General features: G+C 66.6%; 24 protein-coding genes. 9 read left to right on the plus strand and 15 right to left on the minus strand.

What is annotated here, in order from left to right:
• Genes FHT36_RS20325 through FHT36_RS20340 form a run of 4 tightly spaced genes read right to left on the minus strand, consistent with a single transcriptional unit; the run spans window position 1 to window position 1,835 of the window.
• Window positions 1-375 carry an antibiotic biosynthesis monooxygenase gene (locus tag FHT36_RS20325; protein WP_169124289.1) on the minus strand — a complete coding sequence of 125 codons (375 nt, stop codon included), beginning with the start codon at window positions 373-375 and terminating at the stop codon, window positions 1-3.
• A 33-nt stretch (window positions 376-408) separates the two neighbouring features.
• Window positions 409-594 carry a hypothetical protein gene (locus FHT36_RS20330; RefSeq protein ID WP_168458188.1) on the minus strand — a complete coding sequence of 62 codons (186 nt, stop codon included), beginning with the start codon at window positions 592-594 and terminating at the stop codon, window positions 409-411.
• A 43-nt stretch (window positions 595-637) separates the two neighbouring features.
• The gene (locus FHT36_RS20335; protein WP_169124290.1) at window positions 638-1,033 is read right to left on the minus strand and encodes a hypothetical protein; all 396 of its coding nucleotides are present in this window, start codon (window positions 1,031-1,033) and stop codon (window positions 638-640) included.
• A 4-nt stretch (window positions 1,034-1,037) separates the two neighbouring features.
• The gene (locus tag FHT36_RS20340; RefSeq protein ID WP_169124291.1) at window positions 1,038-1,835 is read right to left on the minus strand and encodes a sterol desaturase family protein; all 798 of its coding nucleotides are present in this window, start codon (window positions 1,833-1,835) and stop codon (window positions 1,038-1,040) included.
• A gap of 418 nt (window positions 1,836-2,253) precedes the next feature.
• Between FHT36_RS20340 and FHT36_RS20345 the strand changes: the two genes are divergently transcribed.
• Genes FHT36_RS20345 through FHT36_RS20370 form a run of 6 tightly spaced genes read left to right on the plus strand, consistent with a single transcriptional unit; the run spans window position 2,254 to window position 8,072 of the window.
• Complete coding sequence (locus FHT36_RS20345; protein WP_169124292.1) at window positions 2,254-3,528, plus strand: ABC transporter substrate-binding protein; 1,275 nt, start codon at window positions 2,254-2,256, stop codon at window positions 3,526-3,528.
• Between the two features lie 10 nt (window positions 3,529-3,538).
• Window positions 3,539-4,420 carry a branched-chain amino acid ABC transporter permease gene (locus tag FHT36_RS20350; protein ID WP_169124293.1) on the plus strand — a complete coding sequence of 294 codons (882 nt, stop codon included), beginning with the start codon at window positions 3,539-3,541 and terminating at the stop codon, window positions 4,418-4,420.
• The gene (locus FHT36_RS20355; RefSeq protein WP_169124294.1) at window positions 4,417-5,433 is read left to right on the plus strand and encodes a branched-chain amino acid ABC transporter permease; all 1,017 of its coding nucleotides are present in this window, start codon (window positions 4,417-4,419) and stop codon (window positions 5,431-5,433) included. Before FHT36_RS20350 ends, FHT36_RS20355 begins: the two co-directional genes overlap by 4 nt.
• Before the next feature lie 3 nt (window positions 5,434-5,436).
• Window positions 5,437-6,243, plus strand: a complete 807-nt coding sequence (locus tag FHT36_RS20360; protein ID WP_169124295.1) for an ABC transporter ATP-binding protein — start codon at window positions 5,437-5,439, stop codon at window positions 6,241-6,243.
• Window positions 6,237-6,959: an ABC transporter ATP-binding protein gene (locus FHT36_RS20365; RefSeq protein WP_029558900.1), complete on the plus strand. Its 723-nt coding sequence runs from the start codon at window positions 6,237-6,239 to the stop codon at window positions 6,957-6,959. The genes FHT36_RS20360 and FHT36_RS20365 overlap by 7 nt, the downstream gene beginning before the upstream one ends.
• A 3-nt stretch (window positions 6,960-6,962) precedes the next feature.
• Window positions 6,963-8,072 carry a Zn-dependent alcohol dehydrogenase gene (locus FHT36_RS20370; protein ID WP_169124296.1) on the plus strand — a complete coding sequence of 370 codons (1,110 nt, stop codon included), beginning with the start codon at window positions 6,963-6,965 and terminating at the stop codon, window positions 8,070-8,072.
• Window positions 8,073-8,117: 45 nt separating this feature from the next.
• Here FHT36_RS20370 and FHT36_RS20375 read toward each other — a convergent pair whose 3' ends face one another.
• Window positions 8,118-8,942, minus strand: coding sequence for a GntR family transcriptional regulator (locus tag FHT36_RS20375; RefSeq protein ID WP_169124297.1), 825 nt, complete (start codon window positions 8,940-8,942; stop codon window positions 8,118-8,120).
• Between the two features lie 79 nt (window positions 8,943-9,021).
• Window positions 9,022-9,318, minus strand: a complete 297-nt coding sequence (locus FHT36_RS20380; protein WP_169124298.1) for a DUF6166 domain-containing protein — start codon at window positions 9,316-9,318, stop codon at window positions 9,022-9,024.
• A gap of 154 nt (window positions 9,319-9,472) precedes the next feature.
• On the opposite strand from FHT36_RS20380, the gene FHT36_RS20385 reads away from it, so the two are divergent.
• Window positions 9,473-9,820: an ArsC family reductase gene (locus FHT36_RS20385; protein ID WP_169124299.1), complete on the plus strand. Its 348-nt coding sequence runs from the start codon at window positions 9,473-9,475 to the stop codon at window positions 9,818-9,820.
• 37 nt (window positions 9,821-9,857) lie between these two features.
• Here the strand turns inward: FHT36_RS20385 and FHT36_RS20390 are convergent, their stop codons facing one another.
• From FHT36_RS20390 to FHT36_RS20430, 9 genes are all read right to left on the minus strand, one after another.
• The gene (locus FHT36_RS20390) at window positions 9,858-10,331 is read right to left on the minus strand and encodes a CoxG family protein (protein ID WP_169124300.1); all 474 of its coding nucleotides are present in this window, start codon (window positions 10,329-10,331) and stop codon (window positions 9,858-9,860) included.
• A 54-nt stretch (window positions 10,332-10,385) separates the two neighbouring features.
• Window positions 10,386-11,087 (minus strand): ABC transporter ATP-binding protein, encoded by a 702-nt coding sequence (locus tag FHT36_RS20395; protein ID WP_169124301.1) that lies wholly within the window; start codon window positions 11,085-11,087, stop codon window positions 10,386-10,388.
• Entirely contained in the window at window positions 11,080-11,832 is a 753-nt protein-coding gene (locus FHT36_RS20400) for an ABC transporter ATP-binding protein (RefSeq protein WP_169124302.1), read from the minus strand. The genes FHT36_RS20395 and FHT36_RS20400 overlap by 8 nt, the downstream gene beginning before the upstream one ends.
• Window positions 11,829-12,836 carry a branched-chain amino acid ABC transporter permease gene (locus FHT36_RS20405; protein WP_169124303.1) on the minus strand — a complete coding sequence of 336 codons (1,008 nt, stop codon included), beginning with the start codon at window positions 12,834-12,836 and terminating at the stop codon, window positions 11,829-11,831. The genes FHT36_RS20400 and FHT36_RS20405 overlap by 4 nt, the downstream gene beginning before the upstream one ends.
• Window positions 12,837-12,866: 30 nt before the next feature.
• Window positions 12,867-13,739 (minus strand): branched-chain amino acid ABC transporter permease, encoded by an 873-nt coding sequence (locus FHT36_RS20410; protein WP_169124304.1) that lies wholly within the window; start codon window positions 13,737-13,739, stop codon window positions 12,867-12,869.
• 81 nt (window positions 13,740-13,820) lie between these two features.
• Window positions 13,821-15,068, minus strand: coding sequence for an ABC transporter substrate-binding protein (locus FHT36_RS20415; protein ID WP_169124305.1), 1,248 nt, complete (start codon window positions 15,066-15,068; stop codon window positions 13,821-13,823).
• 43 nt (window positions 15,069-15,111) lie between these two features.
• The gene (locus FHT36_RS20420; RefSeq protein WP_169124306.1) at window positions 15,112-17,505 is read right to left on the minus strand and encodes a xanthine dehydrogenase family protein molybdopterin-binding subunit; all 2,394 of its coding nucleotides are present in this window, start codon (window positions 17,503-17,505) and stop codon (window positions 15,112-15,114) included.
• On the minus strand, window positions 17,502-17,990 hold the full coding sequence (locus tag FHT36_RS20425) for a (2Fe-2S)-binding protein (RefSeq protein ID WP_169124379.1): 489 nt from the start codon (window positions 17,988-17,990) through the stop codon (window positions 17,502-17,504). The genes FHT36_RS20420 and FHT36_RS20425 overlap by 4 nt, the downstream gene beginning before the upstream one ends.
• A 5-nt stretch (window positions 17,991-17,995) precedes the next feature.
• On the minus strand, window positions 17,996-18,856 hold the full coding sequence (locus FHT36_RS20430; protein ID WP_169124307.1) for a xanthine dehydrogenase family protein subunit M: 861 nt from the start codon (window positions 18,854-18,856) through the stop codon (window positions 17,996-17,998).
• Window positions 18,857-19,247: 391 nt separating this feature from the next.
• On the opposite strand from FHT36_RS20430, the gene FHT36_RS20435 reads away from it, so the two are divergent.
• Entirely contained in the window at window positions 19,248-19,874 is a 627-nt protein-coding gene (locus FHT36_RS20435; RefSeq protein WP_169124380.1) for a TetR/AcrR family transcriptional regulator, read from the plus strand.
• A gap of 338 nt (window positions 19,875-20,212) precedes the next feature.
• A complete protein-coding gene (locus FHT36_RS20440; RefSeq protein WP_229643867.1) occupies window positions 20,213-21,472 on the plus strand; it encodes a DUF2778 domain-containing protein in 1,260 nt (419 codons plus the stop codon).
• Window positions 21,473-21,505 lie beyond the last annotated feature (33 nt).

Genomic DNA, 21,505 nt, shown 5'->3' on the forward strand with positions numbered 1-21,505 from the left:
TTAGAAGGCGGGATCGGCCGCGGCGGCCTTCGGCTTGTGCAGGGCACGGCTGTCGTCCGGCGCCTCGTCACGCTCGAACATGCCGTAGTCGCGCATCACGGCCGCGACCCGCAGGCGATAGTCGCGGAACACCCCGGCTCTCCCCGCCGCCTGCGTCTTGCGATGGGAGGTAAGGTTGCGCCAGGCCTTCACCGAGTCCTCATCGCGCCAGATGGAGAGCGAGAGCATCTTGCCCGGATTGGTGAGGCTCTCGAACCGCTCGACCGAGATGAAGCCGTCCATCGTCTCCAGTTCCACGCGCAGGCGCGCGGCAAGGTCGAGATAGGTGTCGCGCTGGCCATCGGCCGGCCACACCTCGAAAATGATGGCGATCATGCCCCTGCTTCCCCTTCTTGTTTTTTTGCAGGGCTAGACCTTGTCGCCCGGCCGGCGCTGCACCTCCGGGAACACCCACATGGCGACGACCATGAAGACGCCGAGGAAGGCGACGGCATATTTGGGCCCCTCCTGCCCGAGCGCGGACTGAAACGCATAGCCCGCCGCCGCGACGGCTAGGACGACGAGGGACAGGATGAACTTGATGTGGGTGGGCATGGGATGTCCCCTCTTGCTGGCCGGACGGTGCCGGCGCTGACCTTCAGATGAGCCCGGCACCGCCGCCGGGAAGCACGGCCCAGACGGCGAGCGCCGATGCCTGGAGCGCGACCAGAGCGGCGAGGCCCCGGCGTCCATCACGGAATGGCGTCGGCAGCAGATCGAACGGTGCCGGGGCGAACAACAGCACGAGGCCGCCGACGACAATCAGGCTCGTGAGGCGCAGGTTGGCGTAGCCGTAGGCGAGCGCCGCGGCCGCCAGCGCCAGCCACAAAAGGCTGTTCACCAGAACGAGGGCGCGGCCCCCCGCCTGCCGCGCCCCCGCCGGCCGGGTGCTCGCCGGGAACATGCCAGAGAGCACGAGGAAGCCGAGACAGGCCGCCGTCCACAGCCCCGCGAAGATCGCGAGGCCTGCCACATTGGGTTCGATCGCAGCCATGCCCTCACTCCGCCGGAGCGACGTGGCCGGATGCGCCCGTCGCGCCCTTCGGCGTGCGCGCGGTGCGGCGCATGTCGGTCTTCAGGTGGCGGGTGTCATAGCCGTTGAAGAGATGGCCGAAGAGGCCGCGGTTGAGGTCCGACGTGCCGAACGCCCAGTCCATGATGGGGAACGTCAGGTTCATGTTGCGCTCCATCATGAGCGACTGGTTGTGGTGCGCAGCGTGGTGGCGGCGGTTGGTGTTGATGAAGGGCACGTTCCGCACGAACCAGTTCTCGTCGATGTGCGTGGTGAAGTGCATGAACTCGTAGAGCAGGTAGACCGAGGTGGTGGTGGCGATGAACAGCCAGCCCACGTTCGGCGAAACCAGCCAGCCGAACACGATGGCGCCGGGAATGGACATGAGCGTGAAGGTCACCAGCGCGTAGGGCGGGAAGAAGGTGACGCGCCAGTCATGATGCCCGGCGAAGCGCATCTCTTCCTCGGTGAAGAACTGGTGGTGCATCAGCGTGTGGCGGTTATAGACCGCGCGGAACAGCGGGAAGCTCGACGGTCGGTGCATAACGTAGCGATGCAGCCACCACTCGAAGAAATTGCAGAACAGGAACACGACCGGAATGGTCAACCACTCCCACCAGCGGATCGTGTGCATGTTCGAGGTGTAGATGTAGAGGGCGGTGAAGCCGATCGTGTAGATGATGGCGATGTGCAGCCAGCCATTATACCAGCCGGTGACGCGCTCGCGGTAGGTCGCGCGGTATTTGCGCTGCCGATCCGTCATGGGGCTCGAGGTGAGTTCCATCGCTCTCTCCCTTGCGCGCTGTCGGTGCGCGCCATTGTCTTGATTCTCTCGGCGCCGCTTGGGGACGCCGGTTCCTGAACACCCCGACTGCTGAACGCGCCGGTGCCTGGAGCCGTCGCCAGCCCCAGCTCCCTCGCGCCCGGACGGGGGAAGGATGCTCCGCGACGGCGGATGCATCACTAATATGTCAGTCACACATCATATGCAAGGCATCGATCCAGCGCCGCCGGAAGCCTGGCAGTCCGCGAACACGACCAAAGTTCAACAACTTAAATATATGATCCAATTCAATTTTTCTGATCCATCTTCCTTAAAAATGATCCAGATCAAAAAAGCTGCTTGCAGGCATTCTTTTGGCATATCTATGATATGTCAGTTCACGAAGGCGGGCACGAGACCTGCCTAGGGGAGGACGCCAATGAACATTTCTCGCCGCACATTGATGCGGGGGATCGGTGCTGCCGGTCTCGCCGCTGCCGCTCCGGGGGTTTTTTCCCCAGCCATCGCCCAGTCCAAGCCGGTGCGCATCGGCATTCTTGCACCGCGCTCCGGGGCCATGGGCACGGTGGGCGAATGCGGGGTCCGCGCGGTGCAGTGGGCGGCTGAGCGGATGAACAAGGATGGCGGCATCGCCGGCCGCCCGATCGAGCTGGTGTTCGAGGAAGAGACCTCGCCGAAGGACACCATCGAGCGTTTCCGCCGTCTGGCCCTTCAGGAGAAGGTGGACTGCGTGCAGGGCCTCATCTCCACCGGCGTATCGCTGGGCGTCGCGCCCGTGGCGGAGGAGGAGCAGGCGCTCCTCATCATGTGGGACGGCACCACGCAGGACGGCGTCAAGGAAGCGATGCCCAAGTCGCGCTACGTCTTCCGCTCCACCGACAATGAATGCGAGGCGGTGATGGCCTCGCTGCTCGCGATCAAATACTTCAAGGGTAAGATCAAGCGCATCGCCGGCATCAATCCGGACTATTCCTATGGCCGCAACAACTGGGAGGCTTTCCAGCAGATCCTGAAGCGCGCCGGAGTCGAGGTGGAGGTGGTGGCCGAGCAGTGGCCGAAGGTCGGCACCATGGACCTCACCTCCCACGTCGCAGCGCTGAAGGCGGCCAAACCCGACTTCATCTTCTCCTCCATGCTGTTCGCTGACCTGCCCGTATTCATGAAGCAAGGCTCCGCCGCCGGACTGTTCGAGGGCGTGAACCTCGCGCTGCCCGCCGCCGGCTGGCAGATCAACCAGCTGAAGAAGGAGTTCATGCCCGAGAATATCGTCTTCGGGCACAACACGCTCTACTTCGCTCTGCCCAATGCCTCGCCGCTTCAGAAGGCGTTCGTGGAAGATTACATGGGCCGCTACAAGGAGGCGCCGCACTGGGAGGCGGATCGCGCCTATTTCGCGCTCGCCGCCTACAAGGCCGGCGTGGAGGCGGCGGCCAAGGCCACCGGGCGCTGGCCCAAGCTCGACGAGATCATCGAATCGATCCCCAAGCAGAAGGTGGAGAGCCTCGGCGGGCCGGGCCAGTTCCGCGCCGACAAGATCGCCGAGCAGACCTTCTATCAGGGCCTGTCCACCAACCAGAATTCCTACGACTTCCCGACGCTGAAGACGGTGGACAGCTTCACCGCCGACCAACTCCAGAAGCCGCCGGGCATGGACTTCTGGGAATGGCTCAAGACCTCCAAGCTTCCCGTCTGAGGAGCGCCGCGTGACCGTTTTCCTCGACGTCCTCCTCGGCGGCGTGTTTCACGCCGCCATTCTCTTCCTCGTCGCCGCCGGGCTCCAGTTGGTGTTCGGCGTGCAGAAGGTCATCAACCTCGCCTGCGGCTCGTTCTACGCGCTGGGCGCCTATTTCGGCATCACGGCCGTGGGACTCGCCTCGGCCGTGGGCTTTCCGGCCTGGACCGTTCTCCCGGTGCTCGTTCTCGCGGGCCTGGTGATCGGCCTCGTGGGCCTGCCGGTGGAGCGCATCTTGCGGACCGTCTATCGGCGGGACGAGAGCTATCAATTGCTCCTGACCTTCGGGCTGCTCCTGATGTTCCAGGACGTGTTCCGCTTCTTCTGGGGCGCGACGCCGCGGACATTGGACAATGCCTATCTCGCATACGGCACGGCCGAATTCCTCGGCCTTCGGGTGCCGACCTACAACCTCCTCGTGATCGCCGCTTCCATCGCCATCGCGGTCGCGCTCGGCGCGTTCCTGCAGAGGACGCGCACGGGGCGCATCATCCGCGCCACGGCGGAAAACCGGGACATGAGCGAGGGTCTCGGCGTCAATTCCTCCCGCGTGTTCGCCGCCGTGTTCACGGTCGGCAGCATGCTCGGCACGGTGGGTGGCGCACTGGTGGTGCCAGCCTCGGCCTCCTCCCTCGACATGGCGGTGGAGCTGGTGGTCGAAGCCTTCGCGGTGGTGGTCATCGGCGGGCTCGGCTCCATGCGCGGTGCGCTGGCCGGTGCGCTCATCGTCGGCCTGATCCGCGCGGCGGCCATCATGGTGCTGCCCGAGGCCGAGATTCTCTCCATCTATCTGGTCGTCATCGCCGTGCTCATCCTGCGGCCGGCCGGACTTTTCGGAAAGGCAATGGCATGAGCACCCCGACCTCCGCCCCGGCCACGGTGGCGCCGGCCGTGTCCCCAAACATCTGGCGACCCTCGGGGCTCATATCCTTCCTGGTGATCATCGTCGCCATGGCGGGCCTGCCCCTCGTCGCCTCCACCTACACGCTCACTTTGATGGTGCCGTTCTTCGGCTTCGCCATCGCCCTCCTCGGCTTCAACCTGCTGTTCGGCTACACCGGCCTCCTCTCCTTCGGCCACGCCATGTTCCTCGGCATCGGCGCCTACGCGGCGGCGGTGATGACCTCGAAGCTGGGCGTCCGGTCGCTGGAGCTGACCCTCCTCGTGGCGGTGGTGGCGGCAGTGGTCATCGCGGTGCCGGTGGGCTTCCTGTGCGTGCGCTACACGCGCATCTTCTTCGGCATGCTGACGCTGGCGTTCGGCATGCTGTTCCACTCCATCCTGTTCAAGTTCTACGGCCTCACCGGCGGCGACCAGGGCATGCGGGTGATGCGCCCGCTGCTGTTCGGCATGGAGTTCGAGGGCGGCAAGACGGCCTTCATCACCGGGCCGTTCTACTACTACGCTCTCGGTCTGCTCACCCTGCTCGGATACGCCATGTGGCGGATCGTGCGCTCGCCCTTCGGCCTCCACCTTACGGCGATCAGGGAGAACGCGCAGAAGGCGGCCTATCTCGGTGTCACCGTCTCGCGGATGCGGCTGGCGGCCTATGTCATCTCGGGCGTCTACGGCGCCATCGGCGGGGTGATCCTCGCCGTCACCATCGGCCTTGCGGACCCGGAGATCGTCTACTGGACGCAGTCCGGAAACCTCGTCTTCATGGCGGTCCTTGGCGGCTCCGGCGCCTTTGCCGGCCCGGTGGTGGGCGGCCTCGCCTTCGTGCTGCTTCAGGACACGGTGATGTCCGCCACGCAGTACTGGCGGTTCGTGATGGGCGCGGTGCTGGTGCTCATCGTCATCTTCTTCCCGCGGGGGATCGCCGGCCTGTTCGGCGACGCCTTCGCCCGCCTCAAGCGCGGGAGCTGACCCATGGCCTCAAGCGCCCTTCTCTCCGCCCATCAGGTCTCCAAGAGCTACGGCGATTTCCACGCGCTCCGGAACGTCTCGGTGCATGTGGACGACGGCGAGTTCATCTCCATCGTCGGACCCAACGGAGCGGGCAAGTCCACCCTCGTCAACGTTCTCACGGGGCTGTTGAAGCCCACCACGGGACACGTCCACTTCCGCGGGCAGGACATCGCCGGCATCGGTCCGGTGGAACTCTCCCGTCGCGGCATGGCGCGGGGGTTCCAGCTGGTGAACATCTTCCCCGCGCTCACCGTACGCGAGACGCTGGGCGTTGCCGCCGCCTCGCGCCTGAGGCGCATCGGCAACCCGTTCCGGAGCCTCGGTGCAGATCGCGAGGTCCGCGACGCCGTGGAGGAGGTTGCCGACATCTTCAACCTGCGCCACCGTCTCGACCAGCAGGCGAGCGCCCTCTCGCAGGGCGAGAAGAAGCTGCTGGATGTGGCGAGCGCCTTCGCGCTCAAGCCGGAACTGATCCTCATCGACGAGCCCACCTCCGGCGTCTCCACCGGCGACAAGCACGCCATCATGGAGCTGCTGGTCGCGGCCTCCCGCAAGGCCGGTGTGCGCGGCATCATCCAGGTGGAGCACGACATGGATCTCGTGGCCCGCTACTCGGACCGCATCGTCGCGCTTCAGGCAGGCAGTGTGCTGGCGGACGAGAAGCCGGAAACCTTCTTCAAGGATCCCGCCCTCATCGCCGCCGTGGTGGGCACGCGACCGCCGAAGATGACCCCGAAAGCAGCTGTTCAGGAGAGCCGCCCATGCTGAGCATTTCGGGCCTCAAGGTCGACATCGCCGGCAGCCGCATCCTCTCCGGCATCGACCTCGCCGTGGAGCCTGGCGAACTCGTCTGCCTCATCGGCCGCAACGGCGCGGGCAAGACCACCACGTTCCGCTCCATCATGGGCTATCGCAAGCCCGTCGCCGGCTCCATCCGCTTCGCCGGCAAGGAGCTGATCGGCCGCGCCCCGCATGAGATCGCCCAGATGGGCGTGGGATTCTCGCCGGAAGAGTCGGAGGTCTATGCGGACCTGACCGTCGCCGAGAATCTGGAGCTGCCGACCTGGACGCGGCGCTCGAAGATGTCGGAGAAGGACCGCGTCGAACGCTCCCTGAACGTCTTCCCCAAGCTCCGGCAATATCTGCACCGGGGCGGCGCACAGCTCTCCGGCGGTGAGCGCAAGATGGTGTCGGTGGCCCGCGCCCTCGCGCTCGACCCGAGCCTGTTGCTGCTGGACGAGCCGTTCGAGGGTCTTTCCCCCGCTATCATCCCGGTCATTTCGGAGGGAATCGCCTCCATCCGCGCCATGGGGCAGGCCGTGCTGATGGCCGAATCCAACGTCCACCACCTCCCGGATTATGTAGATCGCCTCTACGTGCTGGAGCGCGGCGAGATGATCTTCTCCGGCACGCTGGCGGAGGCGTACCGCGACAAGGCGGTGATGCGCGTCATCGCCGGCGAGGTGGAGCTGGAGCACGCCTGACCCATGCCCCTCACCTATCGTGCCGCGGTGCTCCACGCGCCGCAGATGCCGCTCGCCATGGAGACGGTGGAAGCCGCCCCGCTCGGGCCATCGGACGTGCTGGTCCGCATCAAGGCCGCCGGCCTCTGCCATACTGACCTCGAGGTGATCGAAGGCGGCCTCGTCTACCCCATGCCCATCGTGCTTGGCCACGAGGCGGCGGGCATCGTGGAGGATGTCGGGCGGGAGGCGAAGGGCGTTCGCAAGGGCGACCATGTGGTGCTCTCCTGGAACCCCCATTGCGGCCACTGCTTCTATTGCGACCGCTCGCTGCCCATCCTGTGCGAGGGCTATCTGGCCGAGGGGCCGAAGGCCCGCGCCTTCGACGGCGCCGCCAAGGCGCGGCTCAAGGACGGGCGGGAACTGGGGAACCTCATGTTCCTTGGAGCCTTCGGCGAATACTGCATCGTGACCGACCAGCAGGCCGTGCCGGTGCCGCGCGAGCTGCCGTTCGAGGAGGCCTGCCTCATCGGCTGCGGGATCATGACGGGCGTTGGAGCTGCCCTCAACGTGGCCCACATCGCGCCCGGCGATACGGCGCTCGTCATCGGCTGCGGCGCCGTGGGGCTAGCAGCGGTGCAGGGCGCGCGGCTGGCCGGCGCAGAGACCATCCTCGCCGCCGATCTCGACGACGCGAAACTTGCCCTCGCCCGCACCATGGGGGCCACCCACACGGTGAATGCCCGCACCGGCGACGTGGTGGAGGCGGCCCGCGCCCTCACCCAGGGCCGAGGTGCCGACGTGGTGCTCGAATCCGCCGGCAGCCCCATCGCCTTCCGCGCAACGGTCGAGGCGGTGCGGCCAGGCGGCGAGGTGATCTGGCTCGGCAAGATCGACGTGACGAAGGACGTGTCCTTCCGCTGGGGCTCGCTGATGGCGGAAAAGCGCATCCGCCGTGTCTCCTACGGCGGCGCCCGCCCTGCCCGCGACTTCCCCTTCCTCGCCCGAGCCGCGCTTGCCGAACGACTGGATCTCAAGGGCCTGATCTCCCGCCGCATCGCGCTGAGCGAGATCAACGACGGGTTCGCCGCGCTGAAGGCCGGGGAGACGATCCGAAGCGTCGTGGTTTTCTGAAAGTTGAAGACGCCCTCTCCCCTTGCGGAGAGGGCGGATTACCCCTCACGCATCCAGCGTCTTGCGCGCGAAATCCTCGATGTAATCCACGAGATTGGAGGCGGCGGTCTCGGCCGCCTTGCGGTCACGGCGGGCCACCGCCTCGGCCACCTCGGCGTGAAGCCGGGCGGCGAGCGGCAGGTCGGCCACTTCCTTGTAGTGCTGGTACCAGAAGCGGCGCGACAGGGCGTTCATGAGGCCCATGGAGCGCACCGCGAATTCGTTGCGCGAGGCCTGCGCCATCAAGAGATTGAAGCGCCGGTCGAGGCGCATGAAGGCGAGGTCGTCCTCCACCTCCGCCGCCTGCCGCATGGAGCCGGCAATCTCCGCGAAGGCCTCCCGCTCCTCGGCCGTGGCACGCTCGGCGGCGAGGCCGGCCATCAGCACCTCCAGCACCCGCCGCACCTCAAGCAGCCGAAGCTGGGTGCGCAGGTTGATGTCCGACACCAGCACGCCCCGCCGGGGCAGCACCACCACAAGGCCGTCCCGCGCCAGCCGTTGCAGCGCCTCGCGGATGGGGGTGCGGCCGATCTTCAGGCGATCCGAAAGCGTGAGTTCGGAAAGCACCGCGCCGGGCGGCAGCTGCAGCGTAGCGATCAGCTCCTCAAGGATGCGATAGGCGCGATCGGTAAGGCTCGCATCCTCCGCCGGCGCATCCTCGCGACGGGGGCGGCGGGCCGGCGCACGGGGCTCCTTGCGGGTCTCGCGCAGCGGCTCCAGCAGGATATCGAGGCCGACATCCGCATCCTCGAACACCGACTGCCGCTTCTGACGTTTCACCGGCGTCTTGGAAAGCGCCCTGGAGACCACCTTGGACCCCGCCTTCGCCATGTCGCCCGCTCCTGTGCCGTCGAAAAAAGTGTGACGACGGATTCGCAGCCCGCCGTCAAGCCTCGGAGCGTCTTGTGGCTCAGGCCGCGACGCGGGGGAGCGCGGCAGCGATGTCGTCGGAGGTCATCTCCCACTCATTGGCGAAGTTCGCCACCACCTCGCGCATGAACTGATCGTGCAGCGCATAGGCCCGGCGATCATCGCCGAGGTGATCGGCGAGCAAAGCGAGGGCCAGCTGGGCGGGGGCCTGCCCCTCATAGCTCCACTCGAAGCCGTCGCTGCTCAGTTTGGCGATGTCGGTGCGCTGCGGCAGCGGCTTGCCGTCCACCGTCACCGCGATGCCGTCGATGGTGCGATCTCCCCGATAGGTCTTCATGCGTCCTGCCCTGCCCTTTATTGCCCGTCCAATTGGGATTGCACTGATATGTTACATGAGCAACAGGAGCCGTTCAACGGCCCTGCGACGCGAAAGCCGCGCGCGCGGCGGCGCGCCCTCGGGTAAGGTCGGTGCTTTCAGACGGGGGATTGCGATGACGACGACGATCTATGGCATCAAGGCCTGCGACACCATGAAGAAGGCGCGCGGCTGGCTCGACGAGAAGGGCGTGGCCTATGCCTTCCACGACTACAAGTCGGCCGGCATCGATGCGAAGACGCTGGAGGGCTGGGCGAAGAAAGTCGGCTGGGAAAAGCTGCTCAACAGGGCCGGCACGACCTTCCGGAAGCTCCCCGACGCCGACAAGGCGGACATCGACGAGGCAAAGGCCCTGGCGCTGATGCTCGCACACCCGTCCATGATCAAGCGCCCGGTGCTGGAGCACGGGCGCGATCTGATCGTCGGCTTCAAGCCGGAGGATTATGCGGCGAAGGTGAAGTGAGGCCGGCCTGCGCCGGCCTCGGGACCCTTTTTGATGCTCAGGATGCCTCGGCCGCCGGAGGCACCTCGGCCGGCGCGTTCAGCGCTTCGGCGAAGCTGGTGAAGAACTGGTCTGAGAGCTTCTTGGCGGTCGCCTGCACGAGGCGCCCGCCCAGTGAGGCGAGCTTGCCGCCGATCTGGGCGTCCGCCACGTAGGTCAGGATGGTGTCGGCGCCATCCTCGGCCAGCGAGACCTTCGCCTCGCCCTTGGCGAAGCCGGCAATGCCGCCATTGCCCTGCCCGACGATGCGGCAACCGGCCGGCGCCTCCATGTCGGTGAGTTCCACCGAGCCGGAGAAGGTGGCCGAGACGGGCCCGACCTTCACCTGCACCTTGGCGGCATAGGCATTGTCGCCCGTCTGCTCCAACTCCTTGCATCCGGGAATGCAGCGCTTGAGCATCTCGGGGTCAAGGATCGCCTTCCACACGGTCTCGCGCGGGGCGCTGATGCGATATTCGCCGGTCAGTTCCACGGGATGGTCCTCCCCTTGTTCTCGTTCGCGCGTGCCGCTCTTCGGCGATGGCGCTCAGACCGCACAATAGCGATCCTGGATGTCCTTGTCGGCGAGCAGTGCAGCAGCGCTCGACTGATGCACCAGCTCGCCCTGATCGATGATGATGGCGCGGCTCGCGAGATTGAGCGCCCATTCCACATTCTGTTCCACCAGAAGCAGCGTCGTGCCCTGGTCCCTCAGGCGGCGGAAGAGGACGCCCATCTCCTCCACCAGCACCGGCATGATGCCCTCGGAGGGCTCGTCCAGCAGCACCATTTTCGGCTTGGAGATGATGGCGCGGGCGATGGCGAGCATCTGCTGCTCGCCGCCGGACATGGTGGTCCCCTGCTGCTCCAGCCGCTCCTTCAGACGCGGGAAGCTCTTGGCGATCTCGTCGATGGCCGCACGCTCGTCCGTTCGGTCGGCCGCGACCAGGCCGAGCTGCAGGTTTTCCCGCACCGTGAGGCCAGGGACGATCCGTCGATCCTCCGGCACGTAGCCGAGGCCGAGGCGGAATCGGGCGTGGGCGCCGAGCGGCAGCAAATCGGTGCCGTCGAACGTCACCCGGCCCTCCGCCCGCGGCATCAGCCCCATGACGGCGCGCAGCGTCGACGTCTTGCCGGCGCCGTTGCGGCCCACGAGGGCAACGATCTCGCCCTGTTCGATCTTGAACGTCAGATCATGGACAACGTGGCTCGGCCCGTACCAGGCGTTGAGCTTTTCGACCTCAAGCATAGCCATCGTTCTGCCCCAGATAGACGCGGCGGACTTCCGGATCGGCCTGCACCGCTGTCGGCGTGCCGTCGGCGATGAGCCGGCCGTGATGCAGCACAAGGATGCGGTCCGACAGGCCGAGGATCATCTTCATCTTGTGCTCGACCAGGAGGATGGTGCGGTCCGCCGCGAGGCGCTCGATGAGCGCCACCATGTCCTTGGTCTCTTCCGGCCCCATGCCTGCGGTCGGCTCATCCAGCAAAAGCAGCTCCGGGTTCGCCACCAGCGCGATGGCGATCTCAAGCGCCCGTTGCTCGCCATGGGCGAGGTCACGGGCACGGCGGGCGCGGCGATGGGTGAGGCCCACTTCGCCAAGGGCCGCCTCGGCCTTCTGGCTGAGTTCAGGATAGCGATCGCGATGGCTGAAGACGTTATAGCGGGTCTTCAGCGCCTGCGCCGCCACGCGCACATTCTCTTCCACCGAAAGCTCGGGGAAAAGGTTGGTGATCTGATAGGAGCGCGCGATGCCGAGATGGGCGAAGCGGTGCTGCTTCAGCCCCTTCAGCTCCTGCCCCTTGAAGCGGATGGAGCCAGTGGAGGGCTGGAGCACGCCGGACAGCACATTGAAGAACGTGCTCTTGCCGGCGCCATTGGGACCGATCACCGCCGTCACCTTGTTGCGCTCGAACTTCGCCGAGATGCCGGCGAGGGCGACGAAGCCGCCGAAGGAGCGGCCCACGTCCGTCACTTCCATCAGCGCGGTCATGACGCCCTCCTGCGGCGCGTGAGCTGGATCAGGCTGCCCCAGATGCCTTTGGGCAGGAACAGCACGAACAGGATGAAGACGATGCCGACGATGAGCTGCCAGTGCGTGGTCCAGAGGGAGGCGACATCCTCGATGAGGAGGAAGACCAGCGCCCCCACGAACGGCCCGAAGAAGGATCCGGCGCCGCCCAGCATGGTCATCATCACCACAATGGACGAGGTGTGAACGCTCAAGGCATCGAGCGGCACGATGGACAGATGCAGCGCCGAGAGCGTGCCGGCGAGGCCGCACAGGGCGCCGGATAGGATGAAGGACAGGAGCTTGGTGCGCTCCACGTCGAAGCCGCAGGCGCGGGCGCGGGTCTCGTTCTCACGCACCGCCTCGATGGCCGCGCCGAAGGGAGAGTTCAGAACCCGCGACACGAACCACAGGGCCAGCGCTGCGAAGAACATGATGAAATAGTACTTCGCCAGTGGGTTCAGCAGATTCACCGAGAAGCCGCCGATCAGGTCCGCCTTCGCCACGGTGAAGCCGCGCAGGCCGTTCTCGCCACCCGTCCAGCCGGAGGCCTGGAGCGCGACGTAGTAGACCAGCTGCGCCAGGGCCAGCGTGACCATGCAGAAATAGATGCCGCGGGTGCGGATGGAGAGCGCGCCGATCACCGCTGAGAGCAGGCTCGCGCCGACAATGCCGGTGAGCATGGCGGGGAACCAGCCGAAACCAAGATGGGCGATGGCCATGCCGGTCAGGTATGCCCCCGTTCCGAAGAAGGCGGCATGGCCGAAGGAAAGGAGGCCCGTATAGCCGAACAGCAGGTTGAAGCCCACGGTGAACAGGCCATAGATCAGCACGTTCACCGCCAGCGCCTGCGACGGCAGCACGAAGGGCAGCACCGCCAGCACGGCGATGGTGAGCGGCACGCGCCAGCGGTCCAGCGCGGCGCCGGCCTTCGGCAAAGCGCGCGGCGCCACGCCCTGCCCGGCGGCGAGGTCGGTTGTGGTCATGGTGTCGTCTCCGTTCACGCGCCGGTACCGTCAGGCGCCCGCCGGCCGGCCGAACAGGCCCTGCGGTCGGACGAGGAGGATGAGGGCCATCAGGCCGAACATGACGATGGTCGCCATCTCCGGAGCGAACAGCGCGGTCATGCTCACCGCGACGCCCACGAGCAGTCCCGCCACCACGGCCCCAAGCAGCGAGCCCATGCCGCCGATGACGGTGACGACGAAAGCCTCCGCCAGCACCAGGGTGCCCATCTCCGGGCTGACATTGCGCATGGGCGCCGCCAGCACGCCGCCGAGCGCGGTGAGGCCGACGCCGAGGCCGAACACAAGCAGCCACAGGCGGCTCACATCCACGCCCAGCACCTTCATGATGAGCGGATCGCGCGCGCCAGCCCGCACGATGAGGCCGAAGCGCGTCTTCTCCAGCGCCACCCAGAGCAGCAGCAGGATGACAGCCACCACGCCCACCACGAACAATCGGTAGATCGGGAAATAGCCCACCCCGAGGTCCACCACGCCCTGCAGCGCGTCCGGCGCCGAGAAGGGGATGCCGTCTGTGCCGAAGGTGATGCGCACCGTCTCCACCAGCACATAGCCGAGGCCGAAGGTGAGCAGCAGCGGATCGTCCGGCGTGCGGCCATAGAGTGGCCGGATCAGGAAGCGCTCGATCGCCATGCCGAGCACACCGACGGCGATGGGGGCGACGATGAGCGCCCACCAGAAGCTTCCCGTCTGCGCGGCGATCCACAGCCCCGCATAGGCGCCCACCATGAACAGGGCGCCGTGGGCGAAGTTCACGATGCCGAGCATGCCGAACACGATGGTGAGCCCGAGGGCGACCATCACCAGGATCGCCCCGAGCGCGAGCCCGGAGAACAGCTGCATGAGGATGAGTTCAAGGTCCATCGGGCGTCTCTCGGGGCGGTCCAATCAGGTGCTTCCCTCTCCCGCACGGGGAGAGGGCGCTTGTCGCAGGAGCGACCGGTCTCAGGTCGGGAAGCCCAGCTCGCCGCAGGAGCGCAGCATCTGCTCGGAGCCGGGGACGTTCTCCACGATGTCGAACAGGTCCTGCTCGCTCTTCATGTCGGCCTTCGCCTTGGACTTCAGGACCAGCACCGACTGCACCGACTGGTGGTCGCACTTACGGAAGTATTGCGGACCCTTGGCCACGTCGTACTTCAGGCCTTCCAGCGCCTCGACCACCTTGTCCGTGTCGGTGCCGCCAGCCTTCGCCATGGCCAGGAGCAGCGCGGAAACACCAGTAAATCCGTAGGCGCCGTAATCGGTCGGAAGCGAGCCATAGGCCGCCTTGTAGGCATCGTTGAACGCCTTGGCGGAGGGAACGGTGCTCTCTAGCGCCCAATAATAGTTCGCCCCGCCGATGATGCCCTCGAACACATCGGGCGCCACGGCGATGCGCTGGTTGTGCAGCAGCACCGGCACCACGATCTGCATCTGTTTCTTCATGCCGAAATCGTTGGCCTGCTTGATGGAGTTGGCCTGGTCGCGGCCGAAGTTGCAGATGGCGAGGATGTCCGGCTTCAGGGAGCGGATGCGCGGCATCAGCGTGGAATAGTCCGCTGCGCCGAAGGGGTGGAGGATCTCGCCGACGATCTCGGCACCCAGCTCGCCCGCCGCGCGCTTGAAGCCGCGCATCATCTCGTGGCCATAGGCGTAGTCGGCGCCGAGCAGCGCCACCTTCGAGCCCTTCTTGAAGGTCGCCCGCGCCACGGCAGCCGTGGTCATGTGCGGGTTCAGCGCCTCGTGGAAGGTATACTTCGAGAAGTCCTTCACCTCGTTGATGGTGTCGGATTGGCTGATGGAGACATAGATGACGCCGCGGGCGCGTGTCACTTCGTTCACCGCGAGCTGAACGGCGCTGGAGAGGGCCCCGACGACCGCGTGGACCTTGTCCTTTTCGATCAGCTCGAGGGTGCGGGTGGCGGCCTCGCCGGCGTTCAGCTTGTCGTCGCGGACCAGCAGTTCGACCTTGCGGCCGGCGATGCCGCCCTTGTCGTTGACGAGCTTCACGGCGAGTTCCGCGCTCTTCACCTGGTCCTTCGCCTCGGCGCCGAAGGGGCCGGTGAGCGGAGTGGGAAAGCCGATGCGGATGGCGTCCGCCTGCGCACGGACGATGGCCGGCGAGGCGATGAGGCCGACGCCCGCGGCGCCGAGGCCGGCGAGCACGGTGCGACGGGATACGCTGGAGAGGGGATGGTCGGTCCGCTTGGTCATGAAATCCTCCCGGTGTGTCTTGTTTTTTGGCTGTGGGCGGTCGTCAGAAGGCGCCGAGCGCTTTCAGGATGCGCGCGGGGGTCATGGGAATCTGGGTCAGCTCTGCGCCCAGCGGCGCGAGCGCGTCGTTGACCGCATTGAGCGCGGCGGCGGACGAAGCGGCGGTGCCCGCCTCCCCGCAGCCCTTGGCGCCGAGCTCCGTATCGCGGGTCGGCGTCTCCATATGGGCGATGACGATGTCCGGCATCTCGCAGGACATGGGCACGAGATAATCGGCGAGCGAGCCGTTCACGAGCTGGCCGGCCTCATCGTAGCGGCATTCCTCGAAGAAGGCGGCGCCGAGCCCCTGCACCACGCCGCCGCGCACCTGCTCCTCCACGAGAAGCGGATTGATGATGCGGCCGCAATCCTCCACCACGAAGTGCTTGAGGATTTTGACGAGTCCCGTCTCCGCATCCACCTCCACATGGCAGCCGTGGATGCCGTTGGTGAAGGCGAAGGGATAGCCGGACGGCGCGAAATGATGCGCCACCGTGAGCTGCGCGTCGGTGCCCGGCGGCAGCGTGTCGGAGCGGAAATAGGCGATGCGCGCGACCTCGGCGAGGCTGAGGCGGGCGGCGCCACCCGCTTTGTCCACCACCTCCGCATCGACAAGATCGAGGTCGTCCGGCTGGGCTTGCAGGATGGCGGCCGCAACCTTCAGCACGTTCGCCTTGAGCTTCTTCGCGGCCTGAAGGGCCGTCTCGCCGCCAATGCCGGCGCCGCGGCAGGCCCAGGTGGCGCCGCCGTGGGGCGTTACCTCGGTGTCGCCGGTGATGACGCGCACGATATCCCGCGAGACCCCGAGATAATCGGCGACGATCTGGCCGATGATGGCCTCCGTCCCCTGCCCCTGCTCCGTCACCGAGATGAGGCAGCGCACCTCTCCGGAGGGGGTGATCTTGATGACCGCCCCATCCTGCGCCGAGATGCGCGCCCCGCCGATGCCGTAGAAAGCGGGCGTGGGATTGGTGATCTCGACGAAGGCCGCGATGCCGACGCCGCGATGGATGCCGCGCCCGCGCAGCTCCGCCTGCTCGGCGCGCAAGCGATCATAATCCATCAGCGTCTTGAGCTTCGCGAGGCAGGCTTCGTGGGAGAGCTGCTCGAACTTGTAGCCGGTGAGCGACTGGCAGGGATAGGCGTCGTCCGGAATGAGGTTGCGCGCACGCACCTCGAACGGGTCCAGCCCGGTCGCAGCGGCCGCCTTCTCCATCAGATGCTCGGTCACCGCGCAGGCGATGGGGTGACCCACCGCGCGATACTGGCTCGTCTGCGTCTTGTTCTGGAACACTACCTTCAGGTCGGCCCGGTAGGCCTCCAGCCGATAGGGCGCTCCGATGAGGCGGATGACCTGGTTGCCTTCCACCGCGCTGGTGCGGGGATAGGTGGAGAAGGCGCCGATGGCGGTCTCATCCTCCACCGCCATGGCGAGGATGCGGCCGTCCGCCCCCACCGCCGCCTTCGCCTTCACACGATGGTCCCGGGCATGGATGTCGGAGACGAAGGCCTCCAGCCGGTCCGCCACGAACTTCACCGGACGGCCCGCCAGCATGGACAGGCCGATGACCGCCATGTCCTCGTGATAGACGTGCAGCTTCACCCCGAAGGAGCCGCCCACGTCCGGCGCGGCCACCCGCACCCGGCCTTCCGGGATGCCATAGTGCCGCGAATAGAGATCCTGAAACTGGAAGGGCGTCTGGGTGCCGTGGTGAACGGTTAGCGCATGCTCGCTGGCGTCATAATCGGCGATGAGCGCGCGCGGCTCCAGTGTCACGCCGGTATGACGGCCGAAGGCGAGGCCCGCTTCCACCACATGCGCGGCGGAGGCGAAGAGGTCGTCGACCGCGCCGCTTTCCAGCGCGCTGCGGAAGCAGAGATTGTCGGCGAAGCCCTCCACGAGGCGGGGCGCATCGGGCGCGAGGGCGGTGTCGAGGTCGGCGAGGACGGGCAGGTCCTCATACTCGATCTCCACCAGCTCACAGGCATCCTCGGCAGCGGCTCGGCTTTCCGCCACCACGGCCACCACCGCCTGCCCGCTCCATGTCACGCGACCGATCGGCAGCGGGAGCTGCGGCTCCGATTTCATCCCCTTGAAATGGTCGAGCGTACCCACCCAGGGCGTACACAGCTTGGCGAGATCCTCACCCGTCGCCACCAGGGCAACGCCGGGCGCCGCGCGGGCGGCCTCCACGTCGATGCGGACGATGCGGGCATGGGCGAAGGGGGAGCGCACGAAGGCCGCATGCAGCATGCGCGGCAGCTTCATGTCGGTGACGTAGTTGCCCCGCCCCGCCACCAGCCGCTTCGCACTGGGGCGCGGCAGCGGACGGCCCACATGAACGCCGGGTTCAAGATGGGGCTCCGCGCCGAGCGGACGGTCGAAGGGGGCGTTCATTCCGCGCCCTCCCCGTTCGCCTTGCGGGCAGCCGCCTCGATGGCGTCGACGATGGCCTCGTAACCGGTGCAGCGGCAATAATTGCCGGAGATGGCGTCGCGAATCTCCTCGCGATCCGGCACCCCACCGCGGGCGATCAGGGCGTGGGCGTTCACCAGCATCCCCGGCGTACAGAAGCCGCATTGCAGCGCGTTGCGCTCATGGAACGCCTGCTGGAGCGGCGCCAGCGCGCCGCTCGCGACCAGCCCCTCCACCGTCTCCACAGACTGCCCCTGCGCCTGCACGGCGAAGACGAGGCAGGAATGCACCGGCACGCCGTCCAGCAGCACGAGACAGGCGCCGCAGGCCCCCATCTCGCAGCCCACATGGGTGGCGGTGAGTTCGAGATCCGTGCGCAGGAAATCCGCCAGCGTGGTGCGCGGCGCGACCATGCGCGCGACCTCCTCGCCATTGACCGTGAGAGACAGGGGGACGGTGCCCGCCATCATGTTCATGAGCAGGTCTCCAGCTTGCGCAGCAGGCGCCCCAGCAGGACGCGCGCGAGGTGGCGGCGCATGGCGGCGGGAATCTCCGCGTCGTCCAGCGGATCGATGTCGGCATCGAGCGCACGCTGGGCAGCGGCAATCGTATCGGCATCGAGCGCCTTGCCGGCAATCTCTGCCTCGGCATTGCGAGCACGCACCGGCGTCGAGCCGACCGAAAACAGGGCGATGCGCGGATTCGCGATCACCGCGCCGTCGCGCTCGGCCAGAATGCCGCCGCCGACCATGGCGTAATCGCCGCGACGCCGCGCCATCTCATCGAAAGCGCAGACATGACGCGGCCCGGCGGCCGGCACATGCAGCGCCACAAGGATTTCGCCGGGCTCGATGGCGGTCTGGTAGAGGTCCTGAAAGTAATCGTCGGCGGGGACGCGGCGCATGCCGTCGGAACCGGAAATTTCCATCTCGGCGCCCATTGCCAGCATCATGGCCGGGAACTCGGACGCCGGATCGGCCAGCGCCACGCTGCCGCCGACCGTGCCGCGATTGCGGATGGCGGGATGGGCGACGAAAGGCGCTGCCGCCGCAAGCAGCGGCGCATGGGCGCGGATCAGCGGCTCGGTCAGCGTTTCGGCATGGCGGGTGAGCGCGCCGATGCTCAGGTTTTCCCCTTCCAGCCGCACGCCACGCATTTCGGGAATCGCGGAGAGGTCGATCAGCACCTGCGGCGCCTGCAGCCGCATCGCCAGGGCCGGCACGAGGCTCTGCCCGCCGGAAATGTAGCTCGCATCCCCATCGGCCCCGGCAAAGGCGGCATGCGCCTCGGCAAGGCTCGACGGACGCGCATAGGCGAAAGCGCGGGCTTTCAAGGGCAGGTCCTCCCGGTCGTGGCTTCATTTAGTGACCACTTGGTCACAACATGATCTCAGACCCATCTGCCTGTCAATAGTGCTGCGCGACCACTGCCGGATAACTTGGGGCCAACGTCCAAACGCCAATCATTGCATTGCAGCAATGCGCTATTCCCGACTGGATATACGATTGTTGCCTTGGCTGATCTTTTCGTCGACTTCGCTCCCGGCAGGACCTGTTATCGCGAGTGTGCGAGACGGCGCCGTTCCGAGCCGAGGCCCTTGGTGGCGCGGGAAGGTTGCGCTATCGCAGGAGGGTGGGCGCCCGGCCCATGCGCCGAACGGACTCGCCTTGAAGCCCACGCCCGACCAGAACCCGACGCACCCCGCCCGCCCGCGCCGCCAGCACATGCGCGCAGCGGATCGCGAGCAGGCCATCATCGAGGAGGCGGTCCGCTTCTTCGCCGAGCACGGATTCGAGGGGCAGACGCGGGAACTGGCAAAGCGGATGGGAATCACCCATTCCGCCATCTACCGCTACATCCCCTCCAAGGAAGCGCTCATCGAGCGGGTCTACGAGCACGTCTATCTCAGCCGCTGGAAAGCGGACTGGGCGACCCTCGTCACGGATCGATCGAGGCCGCTGGAGGCCCGGCTGTCACAATTCTATCTCGAATATGTCGAGCAGGTCTTCGACTACCACTGGGTGCGGATCTTCGCGTTCTCGGGTCTCAAATCATTCGATATCACAAGCCGCTACCTGGCCATCGTGCGGGACGAGATCATCCTGCCGGCCTGCGCGGAGCTGAGGGTGGAGCTGAAGCTGCCCACAACGGGCGAGATCCCGGTCGGCGAACGCGAGGCCGAGCTGTTCTGGGGCCTGCACGGACGCATCTTCTACCTCGCCATCCGCCGTTACGTGTACGGAACGACGACGCCGGAGGACCTTGGTCCCATCGTGCGGGACGCGGTTCGCGCCTTCCGGGCCGGCGTTGCGCCCGTGCTGAAGGACATCCTCGCGCAAGGTGAATCGTGACAAATCCTGCGGCAGCGGGGCTTTGGCTCTTCTGACACTGCGTCATGCCCGCCTCTCGCCAAGACGGACTTCGCTTGGTAAAGTTTCCGTGCGAACGGCCTTGTTCTCGCCGTCGTGATCTGGTCTAGCGAAGGGCGTAAAGGGAAAAGAAACCGAATTTCGGCAGGTTTGCAGGGACTGCCGGGAATGTGCGGCGGGGCCGCGCGGGCGCAGCGTCCAAGGCCGGTGGTCGGTCGGAGATGATCCGAACGGGCAAGTCTTGTGCGGTGCGAAGACCGAAGGACCCTGCGATGGACGAACGGAGCCGGTACCGACCGGCAGCGCTGATAGCGGGGACCATGAGGCACTCGAACCGGCAGGAATACGCGGCTTGGCAGGACCACGCGAGCGAGCACGACGCGCGCGCGGACCATGACGCAGGCTGGCGCGACCACGGTGAATGGGACCGCGACGACGCCGATCCCCATGCCGACTGGCATGACAGGGCCGACTGGCACTGGACACCGCACGTCCATGAGGAGGAGATCGACGCCTCCGACTACGATCCCCACGCTTCGGACCCTCGCCCGGAAGGCATGTCCCGCCGCGGCACGCTCGTCGGCATCGGCACGGGCATCGTCGCTGGCCTGATGGTGGCCGCAGGGGCCGTCTGGTATTCGCAGGGCTCGTTCGCGTTCGGCGTCTCCGCACCGCCGCCCCAGGTGTCCCAGCGCCCCCTCGTCCGCGAGCTCAGCATGGCGGCTGCGGGCACCACCGTGACCGAGATTTCGCTCGTCGTCGGCTCCGGTTCTCTGGCCGTCGATGCGTCGAGCATCTACCTGACCAACGTCGCCATTGATGGCCGGTCCTTCGCGGCCTCGGCCGAGCCTTCCGACAATTCCGCTCGCCTCACCGGCCGCGTCGTACCCCTGCCGATGGCCAATCCGCTCAATCGGACTCAGATGACGGCGGCCGACGGAATCAAGGCGCTGGAACAGTTTGACCAGGGCGCGGTGCCCCTTCCGCTACGCAAGCCGGCCATGCCGACCCAGCGCCTCGCCTACGCTTCCCTGCCCGACGCTTCCCTCACCGACACGCCCTCCGCCGTTCCCGGCAGCCAGGCCCCGGCCGTCGAAACCCCGCCGACGCTCTCCGAGGATGAGCCGGCGCTGCCCACGCCCGGCAGCGGCTATGCCATCTACGACATCAAGGCCAAGGTCGTTTACATGCCGAACGGGGATCGGCTGGAAGCCCATTCAGGCTACGGCGATACCTTCGATGACGTTCGCGCGGTCAACAAGCGGATGGTGGGTCCGACCCCGCCCAACACCTACCAGCTGACCATGCGCGAATCCCTGTTCCACGGCATCGAGGCGGTGCGCCTCAACCCCATCGGAACCGGCAGGATGTATGGCCGCGCCGGCATCCTCGCCCACCCCTATCTCCTTGGCCCGCGTGGAGATTCCAACGGTTGCGTGTCGGTCAAGGACTACGACAAGTTCCTTGCCGCCTTCAAACGGGGGGAGGTGAAGAAGATGGTGGTGGTGGCCGAGCTGAAGCATGGCCCCAAGAAGGAAGAGAACTTCCTGCTGTCCTTCCTGAAGCCTAAGGACCAGTAGCGCTCCCACCCGCCCCTGCGGCAGCTTCGCTGC

This window comes from Xanthobacter sp. SG618, assembly GCF_012932745.1.
Classification (GTDB): Bacteria; Pseudomonadota; Alphaproteobacteria; order Rhizobiales; family Xanthobacteraceae; genus Xanthobacter; species Xanthobacter flavus.